At 44.1% G+C, this 24,169-nt stretch carries 21 protein-coding genes; 8 read left to right on the top strand and 13 right to left on the bottom strand.

The genetic code is table 11. From position 1 onward, the window contains the following. The first annotated feature begins 51 nt into the window (after positions 1-51). On the top strand, positions 52-348 hold the full coding sequence (locus GX654_03775; protein NLD35967.1) for a hypothetical protein: 297 nt from the start codon (positions 52-54) through the stop codon (positions 346-348). On the opposite strand, the gene GX654_03770 is transcribed toward GX654_03775, so the two are convergent. From GX654_03770 to GX654_03750, 5 genes are all read right to left on the bottom strand, one after another. Then, positions 345-791, bottom strand: coding sequence for an Lrp/AsnC family transcriptional regulator (locus GX654_03770; protein NLD35966.1), 447 nt, complete (start codon positions 789-791; stop codon positions 345-347). The two genes, GX654_03775 and GX654_03770, sit on opposite strands and share 4 nt — an antisense overlap. A 1-nt stretch (position 792) precedes the next feature. Beyond that, positions 793-1,863 (bottom strand): heme b synthase, encoded by a 1,071-nt coding sequence (gene ahbD / locus GX654_03765; GenBank protein ID NLD35965.1) that lies wholly within the window; start codon positions 1,861-1,863, stop codon positions 793-795. Between the two features lie 35 nt (positions 1,864-1,898). Beyond that, complete coding sequence (hemB, locus tag GX654_03760) at positions 1,899-2,864, bottom strand: porphobilinogen synthase (protein ID NLD35964.1); 966 nt, start codon at positions 2,862-2,864, stop codon at positions 1,899-1,901. 110 nt (positions 2,865-2,974) lie between these two features. Further along, positions 2,975-4,156: a 12,18-didecarboxysiroheme deacetylase gene (gene ahbC, locus GX654_03755; protein NLD35963.1), complete on the bottom strand. Its 1,182-nt coding sequence runs from the start codon at positions 4,154-4,156 to the stop codon at positions 2,975-2,977. Continuing rightward, positions 4,153-5,991, bottom strand: a complete 1,839-nt coding sequence (locus GX654_03750) for an AAA domain-containing protein (protein ID NLD35962.1) — start codon at positions 5,989-5,991, stop codon at positions 4,153-4,155. Before GX654_03750 ends, ahbC begins: the two co-directional genes overlap by 4 nt. A gap of 188 nt (positions 5,992-6,179) precedes the next feature. On the opposite strand from GX654_03750, the gene GX654_03745 reads away from it, so the two are divergent. Both GX654_03745 and purQ read left to right on the top strand, forming a co-directional pair. Next, on the top strand, positions 6,180-9,173 hold the full coding sequence (locus GX654_03745) for a phosphoribosylformylglycinamidine synthase (GenBank protein NLD35961.1): 2,994 nt from the start codon (positions 6,180-6,182) through the stop codon (positions 9,171-9,173). After that, positions 9,170-9,991 carry a phosphoribosylformylglycinamidine synthase I gene (gene purQ / locus GX654_03740; protein ID NLD35960.1) on the top strand — a complete coding sequence of 274 codons (822 nt, stop codon included), beginning with the start codon at positions 9,170-9,172 and terminating at the stop codon, positions 9,989-9,991. Before GX654_03745 ends, purQ begins: the two co-directional genes overlap by 4 nt. 232 nt (positions 9,992-10,223) lie before the next feature. Here the strand turns inward: purQ and GX654_03735 are convergent, their stop codons facing one another. Next, positions 10,224-11,234: an SDR family oxidoreductase gene (locus tag GX654_03735; protein NLD35959.1), complete on the bottom strand. Its 1,011-nt coding sequence runs from the start codon at positions 11,232-11,234 to the stop codon at positions 10,224-10,226. A gap of 262 nt (positions 11,235-11,496) precedes the next feature. On the opposite strand from GX654_03735, the gene GX654_03730 reads away from it, so the two are divergent. The 3 genes from GX654_03730 to GX654_03720 all read left to right on the top strand — a co-directional run bounded on the left by GX654_03730 (position 11,497) and on the right by GX654_03720 (position 14,862). Further along, on the top strand, positions 11,497-12,303 hold the full coding sequence (locus GX654_03730) for an HAD-IIB family hydrolase (protein NLD35958.1): 807 nt from the start codon (positions 11,497-11,499) through the stop codon (positions 12,301-12,303). Between the two features lie 89 nt (positions 12,304-12,392). Then, a complete protein-coding gene (locus GX654_03725) occupies positions 12,393-13,652 on the top strand; it encodes a glycosyltransferase (protein ID NLD35957.1) in 1,260 nt (419 codons plus the stop codon). Position 13,653: 1 nt separating this feature from the next. Next, positions 13,654-14,862, top strand: a complete 1,209-nt coding sequence (locus tag GX654_03720) for a glycosyl transferase (protein ID NLD35956.1) — start codon at positions 13,654-13,656, stop codon at positions 14,860-14,862. A gap of 8 nt (positions 14,863-14,870) precedes the next feature. Here GX654_03720 and GX654_03715 read toward each other — a convergent pair whose 3' ends face one another. From GX654_03715 to hypA, 3 genes are all read right to left on the bottom strand, one after another. Next, the gene (locus GX654_03715; protein ID NLD35955.1) at positions 14,871-15,980 is read right to left on the bottom strand and encodes a 4Fe-4S binding protein; all 1,110 of its coding nucleotides are present in this window, start codon (positions 15,978-15,980) and stop codon (positions 14,871-14,873) included. A 159-nt stretch (positions 15,981-16,139) separates the two neighbouring features. Further along, the gene (hypB, locus tag GX654_03710) at positions 16,140-16,793 is read right to left on the bottom strand and encodes a hydrogenase nickel incorporation protein HypB (GenBank protein NLD35954.1); all 654 of its coding nucleotides are present in this window, start codon (positions 16,791-16,793) and stop codon (positions 16,140-16,142) included. Further along, positions 16,794-17,135, bottom strand: coding sequence for a hydrogenase maturation nickel metallochaperone HypA (hypA, locus tag GX654_03705; GenBank protein NLD35953.1), 342 nt, complete (start codon positions 17,133-17,135; stop codon positions 16,794-16,796). A gap of 109 nt (positions 17,136-17,244) precedes the next feature. Here hypA and GX654_03700 point away from each other — a divergent pair, with 109 nt between their 5' ends. Next, positions 17,245-18,126 carry a hypothetical protein gene (locus GX654_03700; GenBank protein ID NLD35952.1) on the top strand — a complete coding sequence of 294 codons (882 nt, stop codon included), beginning with the start codon at positions 17,245-17,247 and terminating at the stop codon, positions 18,124-18,126. Between the two features lie 191 nt (positions 18,127-18,317). On the opposite strand, the gene GX654_03695 is transcribed toward GX654_03700, so the two are convergent. Next, a complete protein-coding gene (locus tag GX654_03695; protein ID NLD35951.1) occupies positions 18,318-20,825 on the bottom strand; it encodes a PAS domain S-box protein in 2,508 nt (835 codons plus the stop codon). Between the two features lie 277 nt (positions 20,826-21,102). On the opposite strand from GX654_03695, the gene GX654_03690 reads away from it, so the two are divergent. Next, entirely contained in the window at positions 21,103-21,783 is a 681-nt protein-coding gene (locus GX654_03690) for a hypothetical protein (protein NLD35950.1), read from the top strand. Positions 21,784-21,866: 83 nt separating this feature from the next. Here the strand turns inward: GX654_03690 and GX654_03685 are convergent, their stop codons facing one another. The 3 genes from GX654_03685 to GX654_03675 all read right to left on the bottom strand — a co-directional run. Next, complete coding sequence (locus GX654_03685; GenBank protein NLD35949.1) at positions 21,867-22,151, bottom strand: hypothetical protein; 285 nt, start codon at positions 22,149-22,151, stop codon at positions 21,867-21,869. Between the two features lie 134 nt (positions 22,152-22,285). Continuing rightward, positions 22,286-23,269: a magnesium transporter gene (locus GX654_03680; protein NLD35948.1), complete on the bottom strand. Its 984-nt coding sequence runs from the start codon at positions 23,267-23,269 to the stop codon at positions 22,286-22,288. Positions 23,270-23,321: 52 nt separating this feature from the next. Next, positions 23,322-24,169 (bottom strand): pentapeptide repeat-containing protein (locus GX654_03675; GenBank protein ID NLD35947.1); only part of this gene is annotated, 848 nt, incomplete at its 5' end.

Below are 24,169 nucleotides of genomic sequence, written 5' to 3'. Positions count from 1 at the left end.
ACCTGTTAATATTAATTCGATTTTTTTAATTAAAATACACCGGAGGTATGCATGGCCTTTTTGAAAAAATTACTAACCCTTGGTATAATTTGCCTGATCGGTTATCTATTTCTGGGATATCATTATATTGTCATTGATAAATCTATTAAAATGCTTAAAAAATCTGAACTTACACTGAAATATACATTTTTCAGCACAAAGGGAAAACCAATTGAAAAGGCATTGGAGGTACCTGAACTCTGGGATGACGGGATAGGAGAACTACTTGTAAAGATGGGGAAGCTGACGGAAGAGGAGCTTGAGGCATACGCTGCAAAAAAGGCAGCACAGGAGGAGGAAGGTTATTAGACCTCAAAATCCACCTTTATCTTGAACATCTTTTCTGCCGGTAAATTGAGGATATCATTCACCCCGGTTCTCAAGGCTATCTCCCTCAGGGAATTTTCTATTGAGGCCATATCAGGGGCTATAAAGGTGAACCATATATTGTATGGGTTTTTTCTCAGGTAGTTATGGGTTACGCCCCTGTAGCTGTTAACGACCTCCACGAAACTTTCTATCTTTTCTTCAGGCACCCTTGCAGCACAGAGGGTGCTTGTAAACCCTAGCTTTTTTGAATTAAAATTACCGCCGATCCTGCGGATAATGCCATCCTGCTTAAGCCGCCTGATGCGTGCAATCACCTCATCCTCAGAGAGCCCAAGCCTGTTACCGATTTCAAGAAAGGGTCTTGAGGTTACAGGAAAACCGGATTGTATTTCATTAAGGAGATTTTTGTCTGTTGTGTTCATGCTATATCTTCGGTTGATAGGCGCATAAAGGCTCCTCAGCAAGATAGTCACCTGTTGCCTCATATGCCCTTGCCCTGCATCCTCCGCAGAATTTTTTGTATTCACACCTGCCGCACTTGCCTTTATATAGGTTAAAGTCCCTCAGTTCATTAAATATCCTTGAATTTTTCCAGATAGAATCAAAGGATGCCTCTTTTAGATCCCCGCAGTTTAACTCAAGGTAGCCGCATGGCTGGATAATCCCATCATATGAGATAAAGCAGAAGGAGGTGCCGCCAAGGCATCCCCTTGTCACCGCATCAAGGCCGTATGTCTCAAATGCTATCTTCTCCCCTTTGGCATGTGCCTCCTGCCTGAGTATACGATAGTAATGGGGGGCGCATGTGGCCTTGAGGTGGAGCGGGGTCTTGTTTCTCATGTCGTAAAACCAGTGAAGGAGTTTTTCATACTTGATGGCGTCTATCTCCTGCTCTTCCATATCCTTTGCCCTGCCTGTGGGCACCAGAAGAAATATATGATGCGCAACAGCGCCCAGTTCAACGGCCATCTCAAGTATGTTATCGATATTATCGGCATTGTGGCGTGTTACAGTTGTATTTATCTGAAACTCAATACCAGCCTCTCTTAACATGAAAATTCCATTAAGGGATGCATCAAATGCCCCCTTTACCTTTCTGAAGGTATCATGTGTTTCAGCGGTTTCACCATCAAGGGATATGCTTAAACGTTTGATACCTGACTCCTTTATCTCTTTTACAATCGCAGGGCTAAGGAGTGTGCCGTTAGTCGCCATCACCATCCTTAAGCCTAAGCCTGTACCGTACCTGGCCAGCTCAAAGACGTCCCGCCTCATAAGGGGTTCACCGCCTGTGAGTATGATGATGGGGCTGCCTGTGCGTTTGATCTCATCAAGCACCTCTTTGCATTTACCGGTGTCAAGCTCGCCTTCATATGGGCCTTTTTCTGCTGACGCCCTGCAATGGACACAATTCAGGTTACAGCTTCTGGTGATCTCCCATGCGACAAGCCGGGGCGGGTTTAATTTTTGATCTGTTGGGTGTGGTTTATGCATATATAAAAACCAGGTTCAAGGCGCAAGGCTCAAGGTTAAAGGTTCAAATAATTTGCCGCTTCTTTGGCAAAATAGGTAAATATAATCTTTGCCCCGGCCCTTTTAATGCATGTGAGGCTTTCCATCATCATCCTTTTACCATCCACCCATCCCCTCTCCTCTGCCGCCTTTATCATGGAATACTCGCCGCTCACATGATAGGCGCAGACCGGCAAAAGGCATATCTCCTTTACTCGGCGGATAATATCCAGATATGGAAGGGCAGGTTTTACCATTATCATGTCTGCCCCCTCCTCAATATCAAGCATGGCCTCTCTTATGGCCTCATCACTGTTACCAGGGTCCATCTGGTAGCCTGTTCTGTCACCAAATTCAGGAGCAGATTCCGCTGCCTCCCTGAATGGGCCGTAAAAGGCGGATGCATATTTTACCGCATATGAGATGATACCCCTGTCACAAAAGCCGTTTTTATCAAGGATATCACGGATAGCCGCTACCCTGCCATCCATCATATCAGAAGGGGCGACAAAATCAGCGCCCGCCTTTACATGGCTTAGTGCGGTTTTTGCAAGTATCTCAAGGGTGGAGTCATTATGGACACAGCCGTTTTCTATTAACCCACAATGGCCGTGATCCGTATATTCACACAGGCAGACATCTGTTATAACAACCATGTCAGGAAATTTTGCCTTTATCGCCCTGACAGACCTCTGCACCGCCTCATCATCATCAAATGCGCTGCTGCCAATGGAATCCTTTTTTTCAGGAAGCCCGAACAGTATAATGGCCTTAATCCCAAGATCCCTTAACTCCTTTACCTCATTAACCAGTGTATCTACTGAGAAATGGTATTGCCCAGGCATGGATGGTATAGGATCTTTAATACCCTTTCCATTTTTTACAAAAAGAGGCTGAACAAGATCATTAACCGATAAAGAGGTCTCTCTAACCATGTTACGGATCTCAGGTGTTCTCCTGAGGCGCCTTGGTCGAATGATCATAAGATTTTCCTTTCCAACAGCAAAATGTATCAAAAGCAAAGCATGTATTGTTCAGGATTTTTGAGGCAGCTTTTCCTTACACCGTAAACCAAAAACCGTACACCGTTTTTTTAAATTCCTATCTCCTCATCTGTCAGATAACATGCCGGGTCAGGTGCCCATAAATCTCCTGTTGCCGCCTCTGCCCTTACCCTGAAGTTGCCTGCACATATATCAAGCCATTTGCACCTTGAGCATCTTCCTGTAACATATTTCTTTTTATCCTTGAGTTTTGACATAAGGGGATCAGTCATGTCTGTCCATATCTCGCTGAATGGTCTTTCAAGGACATTGCCAAAGCTGTGATGACGCCAGAACTGGTCTGCATGAACGGCCCCGTCCCAACTGATGCAGCCTATACCCCTTCCTGAGCTGTTCCCCTCGTTCATCTTAAGGAGCTCAAGCACCTCGCTGCTCCTGGGGTTTTTCTCTTTAAGCATGCGGAGGTAGACATATGGGCCATCCGCATGGTTATCTACTGTCAGTATCTCCTTTGGCTTTCCCCTGTCATGGAGATCCCTTGTCCTGTCGATAATCAGGTCAACCACCTCTCTGGATTCAGCATGAGATAAATCCTGGCTTATCAGCTCAGAGCCCCTGCCTGCATACACAAGGTGATAAAAGCAGACCCTTGGGATCTCCATATTTTCAAGGAGGTCAAAGATATAGCCAACCTGATCCATGTTCAACTTGCTTATGGTAAATCTTAACCCCACCTTAAGCCCTGCCTCTAGGGAGTTTTCTATGCCCTTTATAGCCGCCCTGAATGCCCCCTCCTTTTTTCTGAAGCGGTCATTCACCTCTTCCATCCCATCCAGGCTTACCCCCACGTAAGAAAGCCCGATCTTTTTAAGTTCACCGGCCTTTTCCTTTGTTATAAGGGTGCCGTTCGTGCTGATAACCGCCCTCATGCCCTTACCCACCGCATAGCTTGCAAGCTCTGTAAGGTCAGGCCGTACAAGGGGTTCGCCACCTGAAAAGAGCACAACAGGGGCGCCAAAGGTAGCAAGATCATCAAGGACAACCTTTGCCTGGTCGGTTGAAAGCTCCTTCTCGATTGATTTTAAAGTGGCATGGGCATAGCAGTGCATACAGTTAAGGTTGCATGCCCTGGTTATGTTCCAGACAACTACAGGCTTTTTATCCTTTGAAAACTGAAGCAGGTGGGAGGGCAGTTTTGATGAATGCCTCCCATATCGCAGCGCATCCGAAGGTTCCACTGTTCCGCAGTAAAGCTTAGAAATCCCGATCATTTAATATTTTTATCCGTGTCAATTGGTATCAGATTCTCATTTTCATCAAAGTGCTGTTTGTAATACCTTTTAAGCAGCGTGTTTATATACCTTTCCATATCAATAATGGCATCCCGGTTCAAGGTAAAATGTTCTATGCCGGAGCGATCTTTTACAAGCTTGAGCCCGTACTCAAGCTTTTTTGCCATATAAAAAGCAAGAGGTCCGGGTTCCTTGTTTGAATCAAGTGATTGCCTGATCAGCTCATCAACAGCGCTTTCATCAAATGACATGCTGATCTCAAGCTTTTCAGCAAGGAGGATCTCTTCATCCCTCACCTGTCTATACATTCTTTTATAATCCTCAAAGGCGCTGTTTATGTCGGTGGTTGTCCTTAGATAAATCTCACCTATCAGCTCCCTTCTCTCCTGGCTCAGGGCCATGCCGGACAGATGCCTGAAATCCTTTTCCCTCTCCTCAATAAATGCGGCAAGGTTTTCAAGCTCCCTTTTCCTCATCTGCTCAAAACGGGCTAAACGCTCAGGGTCATCATACCCCTCCTTGAGTTTAGCGAGTTCGCCCCTGGGGTCGTCAACCAGTTGAGGTGTTACGAGGAGCTGTTTGATCTCCGTGGATGGCAGATGTTTTTCAAAGGGTATGAGCACCTTTTCCACTGCGCTTACAAGGCCTCTTGCACCAGTCTTCAGCTTTGCGGCCAGCTCTGCGATCTTGTCCAGTGCCTCATCCTCAAACTTTATATCTATACCATATGCCCTGAAATCCTGTCTCTTACTCACAATGACAGGGTTATTTGGATTTTTTAGGATGTCCGCCAGGTCCTCTTTTGTAAGTTCATCAAATACCACTATAACAGGTAGCCTGCCTATAAACTCGGACTCAAAACCAAACTCCACAAGATCCTGCGCTGTTACCTCCTTCATGATCTCCCATGGGATCTCTGTTGGAGAGACATCCGCCTCAAAACCGATGCCCTGCTTCTGAAGCCTTTTCTTGATGATGTCAGTAAGGGCGCCGAATGCCCCGCTCATGATAAAAAGGATATTTTTCGTGTTTACCACGCGCTTTTCCTTTTTACCTGTGCGCCTGAACTGCTCTATTGCCTGTATCTGGGAGATAGGGTCATGGGCCACCTTGAGGTCAACCTCTGTCTCTTCCATGGGTTTTAAAAGCGCCCTCTGGACACCTGTGCGGGAGACATCGTGTCCTATAAAATTGTTTGCGCTTGCTATCTTATCTATTTCGTCTATATAGATTATGCCGTTCTCGGCCAGTTCAATGTTTTCACCCGCCTCATAAACAAGGTCCCTTACAAGGTCTTCAACATCGCCTCCCACATAGCCGGTCTCGCTGAACTTGGTTGCATCACCCTTTACCATAGGCACACCCAGTTTCTGGGCAAGGAGTTTTATCATATAGGTTTTGCCCACACCTGTCGGCCCGATCATAAGGACATTGTTTTTTATCATCCCTACGCCTGACTGTTTCTTTTTGCCCGAGAGTTTATTAAGGTAATTGACCCTGTTAAAGTGGGTACAGATCTTTGTGGCAAGCACTGCCTTTGCGTCCTTCTGTTTTATCACAAAGGTATCAAGGTGCGCCTCAAGCTCTTCAGGGAGCATATCAAATTCAGGCACACCCTTTTTGTTTTGATAATCCCTCCCCTCTTCAATATCGTCAACATCACCTTTGGGAAGCATTACAGGGGATAGAATCTTTATGCGGTTTCCATATTTTTTGGAAAGATAATCTCCAAGTTCCTTTTCAAGTTCCTGCTGATTAGGCAGTTTTTCATACTCATTTCGCCCATTTTCCTGATCTTCTATTATTGTGGTCATATAACCCTCTTTATTTTAATGTCAAAATATAGACATTATGGATATTGATTTCAACCCAAATAATGTTTTATACCTTATTGACTCAGACGAATATTTTCATTAAAGTCTCAATATCTGATTGATACCTGATTATACAGATCGGCAATTATTGAATAGATATAAACATTTAAAGGAACAGGGAACCAGAAATGGCCTTTAGACTTGAAATACGACTGAAAAAGGAGTTACCCGATGCAGAGGGTAATAACATAAAAAAGAAGGCAAATGATTACTTTGGCCTCGGGGTTAATGATATACGCGTAATAAAGATACTGACTATAGACGCAGACCTCAGTGAAAAAGATCTTGAGGCGATCAGGAGAGAGATATTCACCAACCCGGTAACAGAGCTATCTTCATTCTCACCCATGGCGACCGGTTTTGACTGGCTTATATGGGTGGGTTACAGGCCCGGTGTAAGGGACACTGCCGGGAGCACAGCAGTGGAGGCGATAGAGGATTTTCTTAAAAGGCCATTTAATAGGGGGGGGGCTGTATACACATCCAAACTCTATGAAATACGGGGCGGTATTGATGAAGCAGGGGCAATGAAAATAGCCTCGGAAATACTCTCAAACGATATTATCCAGCAATACAGGATCTACTCTAAAAAGGAGTGGGACAAAGAGAAGGGCATAGGGATAATCATCCCGAGTGTCAGGCTTGATCATGTGCCAAAGTCAAACACCATATCCATCGGCTCTGATGAAGAGTTAAAAAGGATATCAGGGGAGAGGAACCTTGCCCTTCAGGAGAGGGATATCCCGACTATCAGGCAATATTTTCTAAGAGAAGATATCCGCTCTGAGCGCAAGAAGGTAGGGCTTGATGAGCCTACTGATGTTGAGATTGAATATATATCACAGTCCAGAAGCGACCATTGCAACCACAATACATTCCGCGCTATGTTCAATTATACTGATATCGCCACAGGGGAAAAGAGTGAGGTGAATAACCTCTTCAAGAGCTGCATACAGGCCCCGACCCTTGAGCTTGCGGATAAAAAGGAGTGGGTGGTATCGGTTTTATGGGATAATGCGGGTGTGGCACGTCTGGACGAAAAGAACAACTACACCATTACAGGTGAAACCCATAACAGTCCATCAAACATGGAGGCATATGGAGGTTCCATTACAGGTATTGTGGGCATATACCGTGACCCTCTTGGCACAGGCAAGGGTTCAAAACTTATTTTAGGGATATATGGGTACTGTGTTGGTGACAGGGATTATAATGGCCCGCTTAAACCACATCTGCACCCGAGAAGGCTGCTTGATGGAGTGATAGAGGGGGTGAAGGATGGCGGAAACAAGAGCGGCGTGCCAACCCCATTCGGCCAGGTGGTCTTTGACAAAGGGTATATGGGTAAGTGCCTGGTATTTGTAACTGCATTAGGCATTATGCCCGCAACAGTAGATAATGAGCCCTCACACCTTAAAAAGACAGAACCGGGTGATCTGATTATCATGTCTGGCGGAAGGGTCGGCAAGGACGGGATTCACGGTGTTACCGCATCATCCGAGGTCTTCAGTGAACACACCCCTGCGGGGCATGTACAGATAGGAGACCCCTACACACAGAAAAAGATGCACGATTTCCTGCTTGAGGCAAGGGATGAGGGGCTTATCGCATTTATTACAGATAATGGGGGCGGAGGGCTTTCATCATCCATAGGGGAATCCGCCACATTAAGTAACGGCTGCCGGGTTGACCTTGATAAGGTGCCGCTCAAATATGAAGGGCTTGACCAGTGGGAGATATGGGTCTCTGAATCACAGGAGAGGATGACCATCGCAGTCAAGCCAAAACACCTTGAAAGGTTCATGGAGCTTAGCAAAAAACATGCGGTGGAATCCACTGTAATAGGCGAATATAATGATTCAGGCTATCTGAGGCTCGACTATAATGGTAAGACATGTGCCTATATAAGCATGGATTTTATGCAGTCTGATTTTCCCCAGTGGGTGTTTGATGCGGAGTGGACCCCTCCTGAGATGAGGGGGTTATACGAACCTGTCATAAGTGAGCCAAAAAATCATGGCGAAATGCTTAAGGCCATGCTTGCAAGGCCGAATATCTGCTCTAAGAACTGGATCCAGAGGCAATATGACCATGAGGTACAGGGCGGGAGCATCATCAAACCCCTTGTTGGTAAGGGTAGAGACATACCGGGCGATGCCGCTGTGGTGAAACCGGTGCTTGATTCACCTGCCGGTATTGCAGTATCACAGACCATCAACCCTTTCTTATCTGAGATTGATACCTACCATATGACAGGGTATATAATAGATGAATCAGTAAGAAAGGTTATTGCAGTTGGCGGTGACTTTGAACATCTTGGCGGCGTTGATAACTTCTGCTGGCCCACAGTCCAGTATCACCCTGAGACTAACCCTGATGGCAAATACAAGGCCGCCCAGCTTGTAAGGTCAAACTGGGCCTTGAAGGATTACTGCCTTGCATATGGGATACCTCTCCTTTCCGGCAAGGACAGCATGTATATAGATGGAAACCTTGAAGGGCCATACGGAGAAAGAAGAAAGGTATCAGGGCTTCCCACCCTGCTTTTTACTGTATCCAGCGTGATAAAGGATACGGCAAAATGCGTGACAATGGACAGTAAGTTACCAGGAGACCTTGTATATATCCTTGGTCAGACCAGGAATGAGCTTGGGGGAAGCGAGTATTACCAGATGATGGGAGAAACAGGGGTTAATGTCCCAAAGGTAAATACAGAAGAGCTTATACCCCTGTACAAAAAGATGTGCGAGGCAATAGGAAAAGGGTTGATAGCCTCTGCCCACGCGGTTTCAAGGGGCGGGCTTGCAGTTCACCTGGCAATGGTTGCGATGGGTGGTGAAACTGGTATGGATATAGATTTAAAAAATGTGCCCGATGTCTCAGGCCTGCCAGATGCAAAGATACTCTACTCGGAGTCAGCAGGGAGATTTATAGTTACTGTTGACCCGGCAAAAAAAGAGCGGTTCGAAGGGCTCTTCAGGGGAATGCCAGCCGGACTTGTCGGCAGGGTAACGAATACAAATATTTTCAGGATTACAGGGTCAGGCGGAATGGAGATCATGGCTGAGGAAATAAAAGAGCTTAAAACCAGCTTCCACAAGAGGTTTGGAGGATTATTATAATGGCTGTTAAGGCAATCATATTAACCGGGTACGGGCTAAATTGTGATAATGAAACAGAGTATGCCCTCAGACTCGCAGGGGCAGAGCCCTTAAGGATGCACATAAATGACCTGATTGATAACTCAGGTAAGATACTCGATGAATATCAAATCCTTGTATTTGGTGGCGGTTTCAGTTGGGCCGATGACCACGGCGCAGGCGTGATATTCGCAACAAAGATCAAATACAATATCGGTGACAGAATAAACAGCTTCATTGAAAAGGGGAACCTGGTTATAGGCATATGCAACGGGTTTCAGTCGCTTGTTAACCTTGGCCTCTTACCGGGATTTGATAATAACTACGCTGAAAGACGTGTGGCCTTAACAAATAATGACAGGGGTAACTTTATTGACTGCTGGGTGAACCTCAAGGTCAACCCTGCTTCAAACTGTGTATTCACAAAGGGGATAGATACCATTGAACTCCCTGTAAGACATGGTGAGGGTAAGCTCTTTGCATCTGAAAAGGATATTGAGCGGCTTTTTAAGGATAACCAGGTGGTGATGCAGTACGCTGATAACGCAGGCAAACCTGCAAAGGGCTCATGGCCATTAAACCCGAATGGCTCTACAAGGGATATCGCAGGCATATGTGACCCTACAGGCAGGATATTCGGCCTTATGCCGCACCCTGAGGCATTTAATTCATACATGAACCACCCTGACTGGACCAGAAAAAAGGAGACATTATCAAGGGCGGGTAAAAGCATAGAAAACAGTGAGGGAGAGGGAATAAAAATATTCAGGAATGCTGTGCAATATATTCAGAACAGATAAAACATGCGTGTGCACTTGGGCATTGATATTGCCTGTCGCCTTACTATCAGGCGCTAAAAGGGATGCCCTGCACTGGAAGGGTTATGCTCAGGCTGTTAAAATGATTAATCGAAATAAAAAAGCGTCAGCAGGGCTTACCTGACGCTTTTTTATTATTTGGAATTATCCTTATAAAACAGCTTAAGCAACGTGACTTTGATTCTTTTTTTAAATCAGTTGGTACGCTTCATTACTATTTTTTTGCCATTTCATACATCTGCATGGTAGAGCTTTTATGCATGCCCATAAGGTTCATGGGCACCTGCTGTTTAAGTTCATCGACTGTCCATCTCCCACCATACTTGATAAGCGAACTCTGCCACTCAGCCTCGGAATAGAGATGTATGCTCGGCCCGCCCACAAAAAATACCGATCCGCTGATCTGTGAGGCATCATCCGTGGAGAGATAACAGATAAAAGGGGCCAGGTCATCAGGACTCGGGCTCATATTTAGAGGCAGCTTGTAATTATTAAAGACCCATGGGCCCTGGCCCTCTGGCATTGCCTTTTCATATGCATCTATCTCAAAGGAGGCCCTTGTAAGTGCATTGGGGGCAAAGGCATTACAGGTGATGCCGTACTCTATCACCTCCTGGGCCACCGCGAATGTAAGGCCAACAACACCGGCATTGGCAGCGGAATAATGGGCCTGGCGTATGCCTCCTCCCTTGAATGCCCCTGATGTGCAGTTGACGATTCTGCCTGACCTCTGCTTCATCATATGGGGCAGGGCATGCCGGATAGTATTAAAATATGCCTTTGGCTTTACACCACACACGTGATCCCACATCTCTTCGCTCATCTCCCAGATCGGGCTGAATGAAAAGGTGCCAGCCACATTAACAAGGATATCTATTTTACCAAACTTGTCTACTGCGGTCTGGATAAGCTCCCCTGCTGTTTTAAAATTACTGGCATCACCAAAAAAGGCTACGGCCTCGCCTCCTGCATCTCTTATAGCCTTTGCAGTGGTTTCAGCATCACCCTTTGCCTCTTCAGATTTCTTTTTAAGCGCCTCTTTTTCTTCACTCTTGAGGTTCTTAACAAGAGATTCGTCCATGATTGCAAAGCCGGTGGAGCCGGGTTTGCGGTTATTTGTAACCACCTTTGCGCCCTCTTTTGCCATTGCAATTGCAATGCTGCGTCCTATGCCCTGTCCTGAACCTGTTACTACCGCCACCTTGCCCTTTAGATTTTCACCCATTTTTTTGCCTCCTAAAGTATAAAAGCATATCCACGTATTATATTGTATTTATTTTATATATAGAATTAACAGCAAGGTTTCAACACCATAATCAGTCATGAGTTTTAATTACAGGTTGCAACAGGCATATTTCTACTTTATTTAATGTCATAATTATTCAGGCATCTAAATATGTTGCATAAAACCATCAAGTTAAATCTGACAACTGCCGGTCTTTTCCCTTCAAATTTTGTCTGATCTCAGATATACTCCCCATATGAATATCATTATTTTTACAGACTTGGACGGCACACTGTTAAACCACGATGACTACTCATTTGTCGAGGCATTGCCATCCCTTGAAAGAATCAGGCAGTCCGCAATACCTTTGATACTTACCACCAGTAAGACTAACAGTGAGACCGAGATCCTCCAGATTAAAATAGGGATAGATGATCCGTTTATTGTGGAAAATGGAGCAGCAATATTTTTCCCTCACAAATACACGAGTTTTCTTTTAAAAAATGAGGTTTCTGAACCGCCCTTTCAGGTTGCGCAGACCATTCAGTTAGGTATATCTTATGGCAGGATAAGGGCCTTTATTGAAGAAATCAGGGATCAGTTTAATATCACCGGTTTCGGTGATATGTCAGCGAGCGAGATCTCCGGCATGACGGGTCTTACACTTAAAAGTGCGGAATATGCAAAGCAGCGGCAATATACAGAACCTTTTATACTGGAAAGGGATGATGACATCTACATGCTTCAGGAGGCTGCAATAAAGCGTGGCATCAAAATTACAAAAGGCGGAAGGTTTTATCATATGATCGGCATGTATCAGGATAAAGGAGAGGCTGTAAAGATAGTCCGCAAAATCTTTGATCAAAAGATCGGAGAAAAACATCTGACAATTGGCCTGGGTGACAGCATCAATGACATACCAATGCTTAATAATGTTGATATCCCCGTTCTTATACCTAACCCTGAGAAGGGATCCCCTGACATAAGCCTGCCTGGCCTCATCAGGGCGACAGATGCAGGTGCAAAGGGCTGGAATGATGTTATATTCAGGCTATTGGATGAACTATAAATTAACCACAGGTATTGCACCGGTTATTAACGATGTAGCCGGTAGCAACCTGAAGTGATAACCTGAAATAAAACTGGAGGTAAATGAGAATGACATCAGCTATGAGATTTTCCACAGCATTAAGGCAGCACGTACGAAATAAAATAGAACAGATGGATCATGCAGATATAGTGGTCGGCGTGCCATCATTTTCCAGCGCCCAGTCAATTGAAAACGTACTCAAAATGATCTTTAAGGGGATTAAACGGCATTACCCTGACCACAGGGCATTTATTGTCGTCTCTGATGGCGGATCCACTGATGATACGAGAGAGGTAGCAAGGCTCGTTGATCCAAAGTCATACAATATTGACAGCATAGTCACAATTTACAGGGGGCTGCCAGGCAAGGGGTCAGGGTTAAGGGCTGTTCTTGAGATTGCGGCCTTTCTGAAGGCAAGGGCAGTGGCATTTTTTGACTCTGACCTGATGTCAATCACCCCTGAATGGATTAAGAGCCTGATTGATCCTGTAATGGATGGATATGACTTTGTTGCACCTGATTATAACAGGTATAAACTTGATGGCACCATTACCAATACCATCGCATATAATCTTACCAGGGCGCTGTATGGCCAGAAGATACGGCAGCCGATCGGCGGAGATTTTGGGGTATCGCCAGCCCTTGTCAGGTATTACCTTAATCAGGATGTATGGGAGACCGATGTAGCAAAGTTTGGCATTGATATATGGATGACAACATCGGCGATTGTTGGCGGTTTCAGGATCTGCCAGGCGAAGCTCGGGGCAAAGGTTCATGGACATAAAGACCCAACTGCTGATCTTGGCCCCATGTTCAGGCAGGTCGTGGGTACAACATTCCAGCTTATGACGCAGTACCAGGAGTACTGGATGAATGTGAAAGGATCAAAGGATGTGCCATCCATCGGGGAAGCGGCTGGGCAGGAGGCCGAGCCATTTGAGATCGACCATTTAAGCCTTATTGAATATTTCAAGGTAGGCATGAAGAACTTCAGCGGGGTATGGCAGAATATAATTGAAGAAAACGACATGAAGTCGATAAATGATCTTGCCATCGTCGATAAACCGGATCAGTTCAACCTGCCGATTGAGACATGGGTTAAAATTGTTTATCAGTATGCAGGTACGTTCCATGCATCGCCCAGACAGCGTTTCAAAGTGCTTGACACGATGATCCCCCTTTATTACGCACGCATAGCCTCGCTTGTGAATGAATTAAAGGATAAAAATGCTAAGGAGGCAGAAGACCATTTCGAGGCACAGGCTAAATGCTTTGAGGATTTAAAAGGGTATATGATTGAGATATGGAACAGAAAGGGAGGTGCATAAAATGACCGATTTCAGTGAAAGCGGGATTATTACTACACTGCAAAACCTGATAAACAGGGATGCCTCAGACTTTAACAGAGAGTTAAAGGATATTTCCAAAGACAAAAATATGGTCCTGCTTCTGCCTGCCCTGGTCTCTGAATTCGACGGCCCTGCAATGCCTAATATTATTAAGAATCTTATGGAGGTGGAGTATCTACATAAGATCGTTTTATCTCTGGATCAGGCAGATGAAGACCAGTTTAAAAAGATCAAAGAGATAATGACCCCATTGCCATCCAATGTACGAATCGTTTGGCATGATGGACGAAGGATAAAAAACCTCCTTCAGGAACTGAAGGATTCAGATTTTACACTTGGCCAGCAAGGCAAGGGCAGGTCTGTATGGATGACCATGGGTTATATACTTGCTGATCCCTATGTGGATGCCATTGCCCTTCATGACTGCGATATAGTTAATTACAGTAAAGAGATGCTTGCAAGGTTAATTTATCCTGTGGTTCATCCGGCTATGGATTTTGAATTCAGTAAGGGTTACTATGCAAGGGTGACAGACAGGCTTTATGGCCGTGTGACACGCCTCTTTTATATGCCGCTTATCAAATCAATAAAACGTATTCTCGGGTATAATGCATTCATAGATTATCTCTCAGATTTTCGCTATGCCCTTTCAGGTGAGTTTGCCTTTGTATGCAACCTCGCGCGCAGGATCAGGATATCTCCCACATGGGGTCTTGAGGTATCGATGTTAAGCGAGGTTTACCAGATGACATCAGTAAACAGGATATGCCAGGTGGAGATAAGCAACACCTATGAACACAAGCATCAGGTTCTTGAAAAAAGCAAACCGGACAAGGGGCTTATTCGTATGGCAACAGATATTGCAATGGCTCTGTTCAGGGTGCTGAGCCAGGATGGCATAATGTTTAGCCAGTCATTTTTCAGGACCCTCCTGACATCCTACACACAGGACGCGCGTATTGCCATTGAAAAATACAATGCACTCTCTTTATTGAATGGGCTTGCCTATGACCGTCATAATGAGATTGAGGCTATAGAGGCCTTTGTTGTCTCCTTAAAGGTGGCAATGGAAGAGTTTGTAAAGGATCCGGTAGGTATCCCCATGCTCAGCGCCTGGGTGAGGATAGAGGCAGCCATCCCTGATTTTTCTGACAGGCTAAGGGATGCTGTTGAAGAGGATAATATGTAGGAGTTGTTTTATTTCAAATTATAATGCCCCCATACCGGAAACTGCGGCGCCACTGCCTCCTTGCCATCCTCTGGGGGCTTCTGTTTTAGATATTCAGGCGGCCTCACTATCTCATACCTTAAGGCATTGGGTTTACATGTGATTATGCACAAGCCGCACCCCTTGCAGCTTTCAGGTATCACATGTGCCTTTACCCTTTTAGGGTTGCCCTCCACCGGTATAAACTCAATGGCCTCAAAATAGCATCGCTTTTCACATTTTTTACAGCCGGTGCACTTCTCATCATCCACCACTGCTGCATAGCGGTTCGGGGTCATGAGGTCATATCGTTTTGAGCGGGTTATAGGGAAGAGGTTTTCACAGCAGGAGTCACAGCAATAACAGTCGCCCCAGTGGACAAGCCCTGCCCTTTCCGCATCTTTGGCCGCCTCAAGGGCCTCTTCAAGGCTGACCTCCTTTAAGAGGCGGCCAGGAAGATTCAAATAATACTCTCCCCTTGGCCTGTCAAACGCCGCAAAGCAGGTCATAAGCGGTTTATCACAGCCATGCCCCCATGAGGTGCGGCACCCGCAAGGGGCAAGTATCCTCCTTTTTGCATTCTCTATCTTGAGTTTAAAATTTTCTTCAGGGAGGATATCCTCTGGTTTTATATTGGGGCTCAATTCAAGGGCCAGTATTGATGGAGAGATAGGCAGGTTTTTACCAAAATTTTTTATCATCTCCTCTATGTGTTTCATAAATTCATGTGACCATTCATTATAGAAAAAATCCTTCCACAGCGCCTTCTGCTCCTCTGTCATGGCATACGGGCCTGTGTGCGGGGCCGTATCAGCGCAGCACTCATGGTGAAAGGCAAGGAGTGTGGTATGAAATGCATACTGGGTTAATCCCCTTGTTATCATCCCCTTATCCACCAGCACATCAAGATGTTTCTGGAGGCTCTTTGTATCTATGTTAAGCCGTTCTGACAATTCCGGGCATGTGGCAGGCTCAAACAGCTCCATGCATATCTTTGCCTCTAAAGGTGTCATAGTTGCCTGCAATACCCTGAGAAATCGCACTGATTCCCATACCCCCAGTTTATCTGACAGTTCTTTGTACACAGGATCAAAAGGCATATTAGTCCCCCCAAAATAAATTGCGAATTGTCTATTACCTATCCGAAAATTACACTTTTATCTATATTACTACAGGCTTTCAGCTCTCAGCTTTCAGCTATCAGCTCTCAGTGGTTTAAAAGAACACACCATCTTCTGATGAAAACTGAGCATTTATAATTAACCTAGCATACCTTCAATCCATTCAAACCAGTTATCCAATCCCTCACCTGATTTTGCTGAAAGGGGTAAGACCCCGGCTAAAGGATTTAACCCGGCTATTATCTCGCAAAAGCTATTCATATCAAAATCAAAACTTGTGGCAACATCTATCTTGTTAATGATCACAACATCCGCCTCCATGAAAATAACAGGATACTTGTGAGGCTTGTCATCACCTTCAGGGATGCTCAAAATTACTACGTTTTTATGAGCCCCTAAATCAAAATCCGCTGTGCATACAAGATTGCCTACATTTTCTACAATAATCAGGTCAAGCTGATCAAGCTCAAGATTGCTTAGCGTCTTTTCTATCATAGCCGCATCCAGGTGGCAGCCTCCGCCAGTGTTGATCTGAACAGCCTGTATACTCATCCCTTTAATCCTGTCAGCATCTATTGATGATGCCACATCACCCTCAATCACGGCAATATGGTACTTATCCCTGAGATGCGTTATGGTCTTCATAATGAGGCTGGTCTTGCCTGACCCCGGAGATGACATGATATTGATCATCCTTACATGATGTTTGTCCAGCAGTCTGCGGATATGAGAGGCAATCTCCCTGTTGGCGTTCAGGATATCCTTTTTTATGGTTATTTGCCTTTTGTCCAATCAGATGACCTCCATGCTCTCTATGTATAGCTCTCTTCCGCCAACAATCTCAACCACCTTTTTATTACACTGCGGGCAGATGAAATCAGCCTTATCCTTAGAAAAAATGATATCACACTCCCTGCATCTCAACTGTGCCTTTGTATACTCAAATTCAAGGGTGGCGCCCTCTGCAATGGTATTTTTTGAAAGGAACCCGAAATAAAAGATAACCGAATCCTTTTCTATGCCGGTCAGCTCTCCCACAGTAAGCTTAATGCTTAAGATTTTATGGGCATTTTCCTTCCCGGCATTTGAAAGGGCCTCTGACAATAGATATGTTACTATACTTTGCTCATGCATATGGGGCCATAATTTCCTTTTAAAATCCTGAACAATATGTAGAATGAACAATATGAGTCAGCCTGTTTTATGTCAAGAACTTATGATCATGATAAAAAAGGGGTGAAAAATGGAAAAGCAGACAGAGCAAAATGTGTATGAAAAATATTTTTTCAGGGAAGTAGTCCGTGGCGCAATGAAGGAGGAGTGGGGTGGCCAGATGATCGGGCTGGGTTCAATCAAGAGTGATATTATCCCTTCTGATGCAAGGATGACACTCGGGGTAACAGCGGTCAGGAGGCCCTACATGTTTCATGAGCCGGTGCATAAACACCTCTTTACAGAGTACTTTTACTTTTTCGGGTCAAACCCCATGGATATGAACCAGTTTGATGCAGAGGTTCATTATACCTTTGGTCCTGAGCGGGAAAAACATATTATAACCTCTCCAACAATCGTCACTGCGGCGCCTGGTGTCTATCACTGCCCCCTTGAATATGCGAAGATCAATAAACCCATATACTGCCTTGAGGCCTTTTTGACAAAAGGGTATTCAGGTGTTGATCTGGGGGAAGACCTGCTTGAAGTACGCACAGATGAACCGGATTATAACAGGTATTTTACAAAGGGTGTTGTGAGATATAACAAGTGGGGCGGTGAGGTCATAAGTTTAAACACCGTGCCTGAACATATCCTGCCTGTCGGCGCAAAACTCAATATGGATTTAACAGTAGTGAGAAAACCCTATATGTACAATGATGTTACCCACAAGCATAATTTTACAGAGTTCTATCTCTTTTTCGGGTCAAATCCAATGGATATGAACCAGTTTGATGCAGAGGTAGAGTTCTGCTTTGGCAAGGAAAAGGAAAGATATTCGATCACAGGCCCGACAATAGTGGTGGTGCCGCCTGGTGTCTTTCATTTTCCATTGAATTTCAGCAGGGTCAATAAACCGATATATTTTCTGGAGGTATCGCTTACATCAAAATACCGTGCAACAAATTTATAAATCATGCATAATGCAGCTCTTCAAAGGTATTTCGGGATACAGAAAGTCCCAAAATACTATTCACCGCAAAGAGCGCAAAGAACGCGGAGAAGTATTTTTTCAATATTAATCTCTGCGAACTTAGCGTAATCCGCGGTGAAGACTCTTCCATTTAAACGGCATATCGGAAAATTCTAATCCCCTTCGCAGAATTATACTTTCTCTTCCTTTAATCTCAGGTAGCTATTTATCTTTTCCAGCAGAAGGTCAGGATTAACCGGTTTTGTAACATAATCATCCATACCCGCATCCAGGCAGATCTTTCTGTCCCCTGCCATTGCATGTGCGGTCATGGCTATAACCGGGACAGAATGGTTGATGACATGCGACTCAGGGTTTCTTATTATCCTTGTTGCCTCAAGGCCGTCCATAACGGGCATCTGGACATCCATAAGCACCAGGTTATATGGGATCATACTCAACAGCCTGACCGCCTCTTCACCGTTTGCAACAGCATCAGCCTTGTATCCGAATTTCTCAAGGAGTTTTAAAGCCAGCTTCTGGTTGATAATATTGTCTTCAGCTATAAGTATTTTAATATTCTGCTTCCGGGCATCAGTTATTGTATGCCGAGTTATGATTGTTTTATCTTCTGCTTTCTTTCCATGTTTCTGGCTAAAGGCCATTACGATACAGTCGAACAACTGGCTGCGTCTTATTGGTTTTGTAAGATAGGCAGTATAACCCACATCCCTCACCTCTGCAGAATCACCCCTCATACCTCTTGAAGATAACATGATCATAATGGTGGACTTAAGTGCAGGGTCTGCCTTTATTTTCCGGCCCAATTCTATACCGTCCATGTGAGGCATCTGCATGTCAGATATCACGCAATCATAGGGGGCATTTGCTTTGACTCCGGCCATCATGAGTATAAGCCCCATTTCACCGTTCCAGGCAGTGTCACATACAAAGCCCCATGCCTCAAGATAGCGCTGAACAATAATAAGATTGGTTTTATTATCATCAACAACAAGAAACCTCTTGCCCTTGATATTTTCAGGTGGCACAAGAGTAGTCTCAACAACCCCCTTTTGCTTTTCCATTACCGTGGTGAACCAGAAGGTTGAACCCTCTCCTTTCACGCTTTCAACCCCTATCTCCCCCTTCATCAGTTCCACAAGCTTTTTGGATATCACAAGTCCAAGCCCTGTGCCTCCATATCTTCTGGTAGTAGAGGCATCCACCTGATGAAAGGATTGAAAAAGCTTTGCTCTCTCCTCTTCGGATATGCCTATACCGGAATCGGTGATGCTGAATTTGAGCTCCACCTCATTCTCATCTTCCCTCTCGCAGGAGACATGCAGCAGTACATCACCATAGTCTGTAAATTTTACCGCATTACTGGTCAGATTAAGAACTACCTGGCGAACTCTTCCGGGGTCACCCCTTAAAAGTGAAGGCACATCCGGGTCTATCTCATATACAAACTCAATACCCTTTTTATGGGCTGCAACAGCAGGCAAAGAAACCATCTCTTCAAGGGCATTACGCAGGTCAAAATCCAGGATCTCAAGATCCATTTTACCTGCCTCTATCTTGGAAAAATCAAGAATGTCATTAATCAAACCTAGCAGGGCATCAGAGGACCTTCTGATAATTTCAAGGTGGTCTGCCTGCTCTTCGTCCAGCTTTGTGTCAAGCAGAAGGCCGGTCATCCCTATTATTGCATTCATGGGCGTCCTGATTTCATGGCTCATATTTGCCAGAAATTCACTTTTGGCCCTGTTGGCCCTGTCCGCCTCCTCCTTTGATTTTTTCAGCTCCAGTTCTGCCTGTTTACGGTCAGTGATATCCCTTATGAATGCGATTCCTGCAGGTTCATTTTCATATATAAGCCTTGCTGCAGATGCCTCTACATGGATGACAGAGCCATCCTTTTTAATGCACCTGTGTTCATAACTCTGACCCTCCAGTTCACCCCGCACCCTTGCCTGGCTTCTCTCTCTAACCTTCTGTGCATCATCAGGGTGTATGATATTGTAAATCCCTACCCGCTCAATCTCCTCCAGCGAATCATATCCATATATCTTCAGGTATCTATTATTCACATACACATGATGGCCATCCCTTATTATGGCTATGCCGTCATTGGAGTTATCCATAGCAGTCCTGTACCGCTGCTCGCTCTCCTTGAGCGCCCTTTCTATTTTTTCACGCTCCTCGATCTGCGTCTTGAGTTCTATGTTGGCAATTTCAAGGGCCGATGTCCTCTCTTTTACCCTCTCCTCAAGCTCATTTTTTGATTTTAAAAGCTCCTCCTGATATCTCTTGCTCTCTGAGATATCCGAATAAATGGCAAAACCTCCTATCCTTTTGCCATTATTTGAAATCATGGATATCCTGGAAAGAACAGGGATTACACTCCCGTCCTTTCGTAAGCGAAGTGTCTCATACTCAACCTTGTCACCATTTTCAAGCAGCTTTACCATCGCCCTATGTTTTTTAAAGACCTCATCAGGGATAAATAATGAATCGATTTTTTTCCCTACCGCATCCTCGGAAGTAAAACCGAATATTCTGGTAAATTCTTGATTTATAAGTGAAATATATCCATTTGCATCAGTGACAACGATCCCGACCTGTGCATTATCGAAGATATTTTTAAAAATAATATCCCTTTCCTCTTTGCCCGAATCAATGATTTTATTATCGTCCATGTACTTTTACCTGCTGTTTTTTCACCAGAGAGAAGCCTTTTTTATTATTTGCAATTGTTATGCCCTTTTGTCAAACTATTAAATGTTAATATTTTCAATGTGATAGCTCTGTTATTTTTTTATCATGTCAAAATCTCTGCAAGCAGGGGCTGTTTTTATGACCATAAATTTTTATGTGGTGCATTAATTTTTTCTTAAGTCCACAATATTATCTGTCGATAAGGGTTTAAATTTTACGAGATTCTTCTTAAAATTATTTTGCTTGGAGGCAACAAACATGAAAAATACTAGATTATTTATTGGCGTTTTATTGATCATAGGGTTAATGGTCAGCACTTCAAATACATTTGCAGGTGGTAAATATAATATAGATGAACAGAGCATTAAAAAAATAGCAGAAGACGCTCCTAATAAGGGGAAAACAGAAATTATCTGGAAGGCGACTGTAAAGAATAATGCTGATAAACCAGTGACATTTGATGTTACTGTCGATTTTGTCAACAGCGAGAATGAAAAGGTCGGCCAGGCATCAAAGACCCGTACCATCCCTGCCGGGGAATCAAAGATTGTATCAAACAGGGTGGTTCTTAATGGTGCAGATGCAAAGGAGATCAATTCAGGTTATGTGGTGATTTCCAAGGTAGAAGAAAGCGCCGATAAAAAAGGTCAGGAGCTGAGCGCCAACCTGGGTGACAGCATCAAGGGTAAATTCAAGAAGATATCTGATAATATGGTTGAAGTTGCTTACAGTGTAAAGTTAAAAAATAATACAGACAAGGCCATGACCAAGGATATCACAGTTGCATTCATGGATGAAAACAGCAGGTCTGTCGGAAGCAAAACAAAGACAACAAGCTCCTTTAATGCAGGAGAATCAAAGGTTATAACCGACACAATTACCCTGACAGCAACAGAGGCCAACCGCATAGCTACAGGGCATGTTACAATTAATGACTAACATCTACTGTTTATAAAGGTAGAGTATATATAAAAAGGCATGGGAACAGGATTCTCATGCCTTTTTGTTGTTTGAGCCTCTGATTATTCAACGTTTTTTGGAGTTACTTTTGCTATTCTGATAAGAGATGACTCACTAAAAGTTAAAATATAGGTTGGTTCATTATCTTTCCCTTTATAATGCAATTCATCACTGGTTGCAAAGTCAGGTTTACCCAAAAGCTCCTGGACAGTTGTCTGAGAGGTGTGTACTCTTATCTCAGTCCCTTTTATAATAGCTGTTGTTAAAAACTCCATATTATTTGATGATGTTGTCACGCAGGCCCCAATGAAAAACAGCATCGCTATAAGTAGAACAACCTTTTTCATGCCTTTCCTCCATAATAAAAATTTAACAAATACTAATTATCCAAGCTATGCAATATAAAAACCACATATATATTTTTCTGTAAATGTTTTTTTAAATAAATCATATTAAAAATATATAGTTTTAAAATTAATTTTTACAACAATGCATTTGCAAGACTGAAATAGATCAGCACTGTTGAAATATCGGTTAATGCCAGAGTAAGCGGCCCGGCAGCAATTCTCATATCAAGCTTCAGCTTGTGCAATAGTGACGGTATACTCAGGCCAAAAAAAACAGCAAGGCAGAGCGTAAGCATAATGCTTGCGCCAATGGCAAATGCCGCAATCCCTTCACCACGCCAGAGCCAGGAAATGACACCAACTATAACCCCGCATGCAATGCCTAATAAAACAGCGGCGCCTACCTCACGATAAAAGGATTTCAGGTACCATACCCAATCCGGCTCTTTTGATCGCAGGCTGTGAATGCTCAATGTCATTGATTGAATGCTTACACTTTCACCCAGTCCCAGCACCAGCGTCAGAAAAAAGGCCAGCATAAGAGTCTTGGCTAAAGTCATCTCGTAAATGCCAGCAAGTAAGGCACACACTGTACCGCTCGCAATGGTGGCAAGAAGCCATGGAAGGCGGAACCGGAAGGCACGAAATGGAGATGCCTCACGCATCTGGGTGACGCTGAAACCTATTATCTCGAACAGTCTGTCCATGTTTTCACGATCAGCTATATCAAAGGTATCATCTGCAAACATTGCTATATCAACCACACCAAGCAGGGCCTTTTTTTCATCCACCACCGGAAACGCAAGGAATTTATAGAGTAAAAAAAATTCATACGCATCAAGCACCGTGGCATATTGAGGGATTGTTACCACAGGGGCTATCATTATTTCGGATACCTTTTGATCCAGCGGCGCAGTGAGGAGTCGCCTTGTAGGTAATACCCCCACCAGGCGGTCATCATCATCCACTACGTAAAAATAGACTATCTTTTCACCAATCTCCTTTTGCCTTATGTATTCAAGCGATTGCTGGATTGTGATATTGGACGGGAGTTTTGTCATATCTCTGCGTATAATATTGATAACAGGGGTATTCAGATGTGCCAGATTTCCGCTCATTTAGTGTTTCTCCTTTGGCATAAGACTCAATGTATTTATGGCAATAATGATTTTAATCAGCAGGGGTTGTAATATTCAGCCCTTTTGCCTTGTCACGGTTTTTTGTCAGCTCAAAATTTTTGATAGAATTAATATCAACCCCGGAAAAATCAGCCCCTCTTATATCTGCCCCCTCAAGATCCGCTCCGTTCATTTTCGCGTTTACCAGTAGAGCATTCTTAAGGTTGCTATCTTTTAAAATTGAGCCCTCCAGTATTGCCCCGCTCAACTCTGTGCTGGTTAAATTTGCGCCCTGAAAACTTGCTAGTGTCAGGTCGCACCCTGATAAAACAGCAAAACTCAAGTCGGCAAAACTGAAGTTCACATCATTAAAATCTGATCCTGAAAACTGTGCCTTGCTCATTTTAATACCGCTCAAATTCAATTCTTTCAGATCTGCATTTTTTAGCAGGGCACCATTTAAGGTCGCATTGTTAAAGGTTATATTTTTTAATGTTGCCCCCTCTAACAGGGCATTTGTCAAATCAGCCCCATCCAGTTTGGCATCCTCGATCTTTGCCCCGGTCAGGTCTGCATTTCTTAGACTGACCCTGCTCAGATCAGACCCTGAAAGATCAACAGAATTCATAATCGCCCCGGTTAAAACAGCGCCTGAAAGATCAGCCTTCTTTAAATCGGAATTACTCATTTTAGCATTTTTAAACTCAATCCCTTCAAGACTTGAATCGTTAAGCACCGCATACTGGAGATCCGCATTATTAAATTTTGTACCTCTGATAAAGGCGCTGCTTAAATCTGCATAACTCAGGTCCGCGAAGTTAAGGTCTACCCTGTTCATCGAAATACCATGCATGTAGGCCCCGCCCAGAAGGGCGTAATCCATCTTTGATGATTCTATAT

It is taken from the genome of Desulfatiglans sp. (genome assembly GCA_012513605.1).
Lineage (GTDB): Bacteria > Desulfobacterota > DSM-4660 > Desulfatiglandales > HGW-15 > JAAZBV01.
This window is presented reverse-complemented; position numbering and strand designations above follow the sequence as displayed.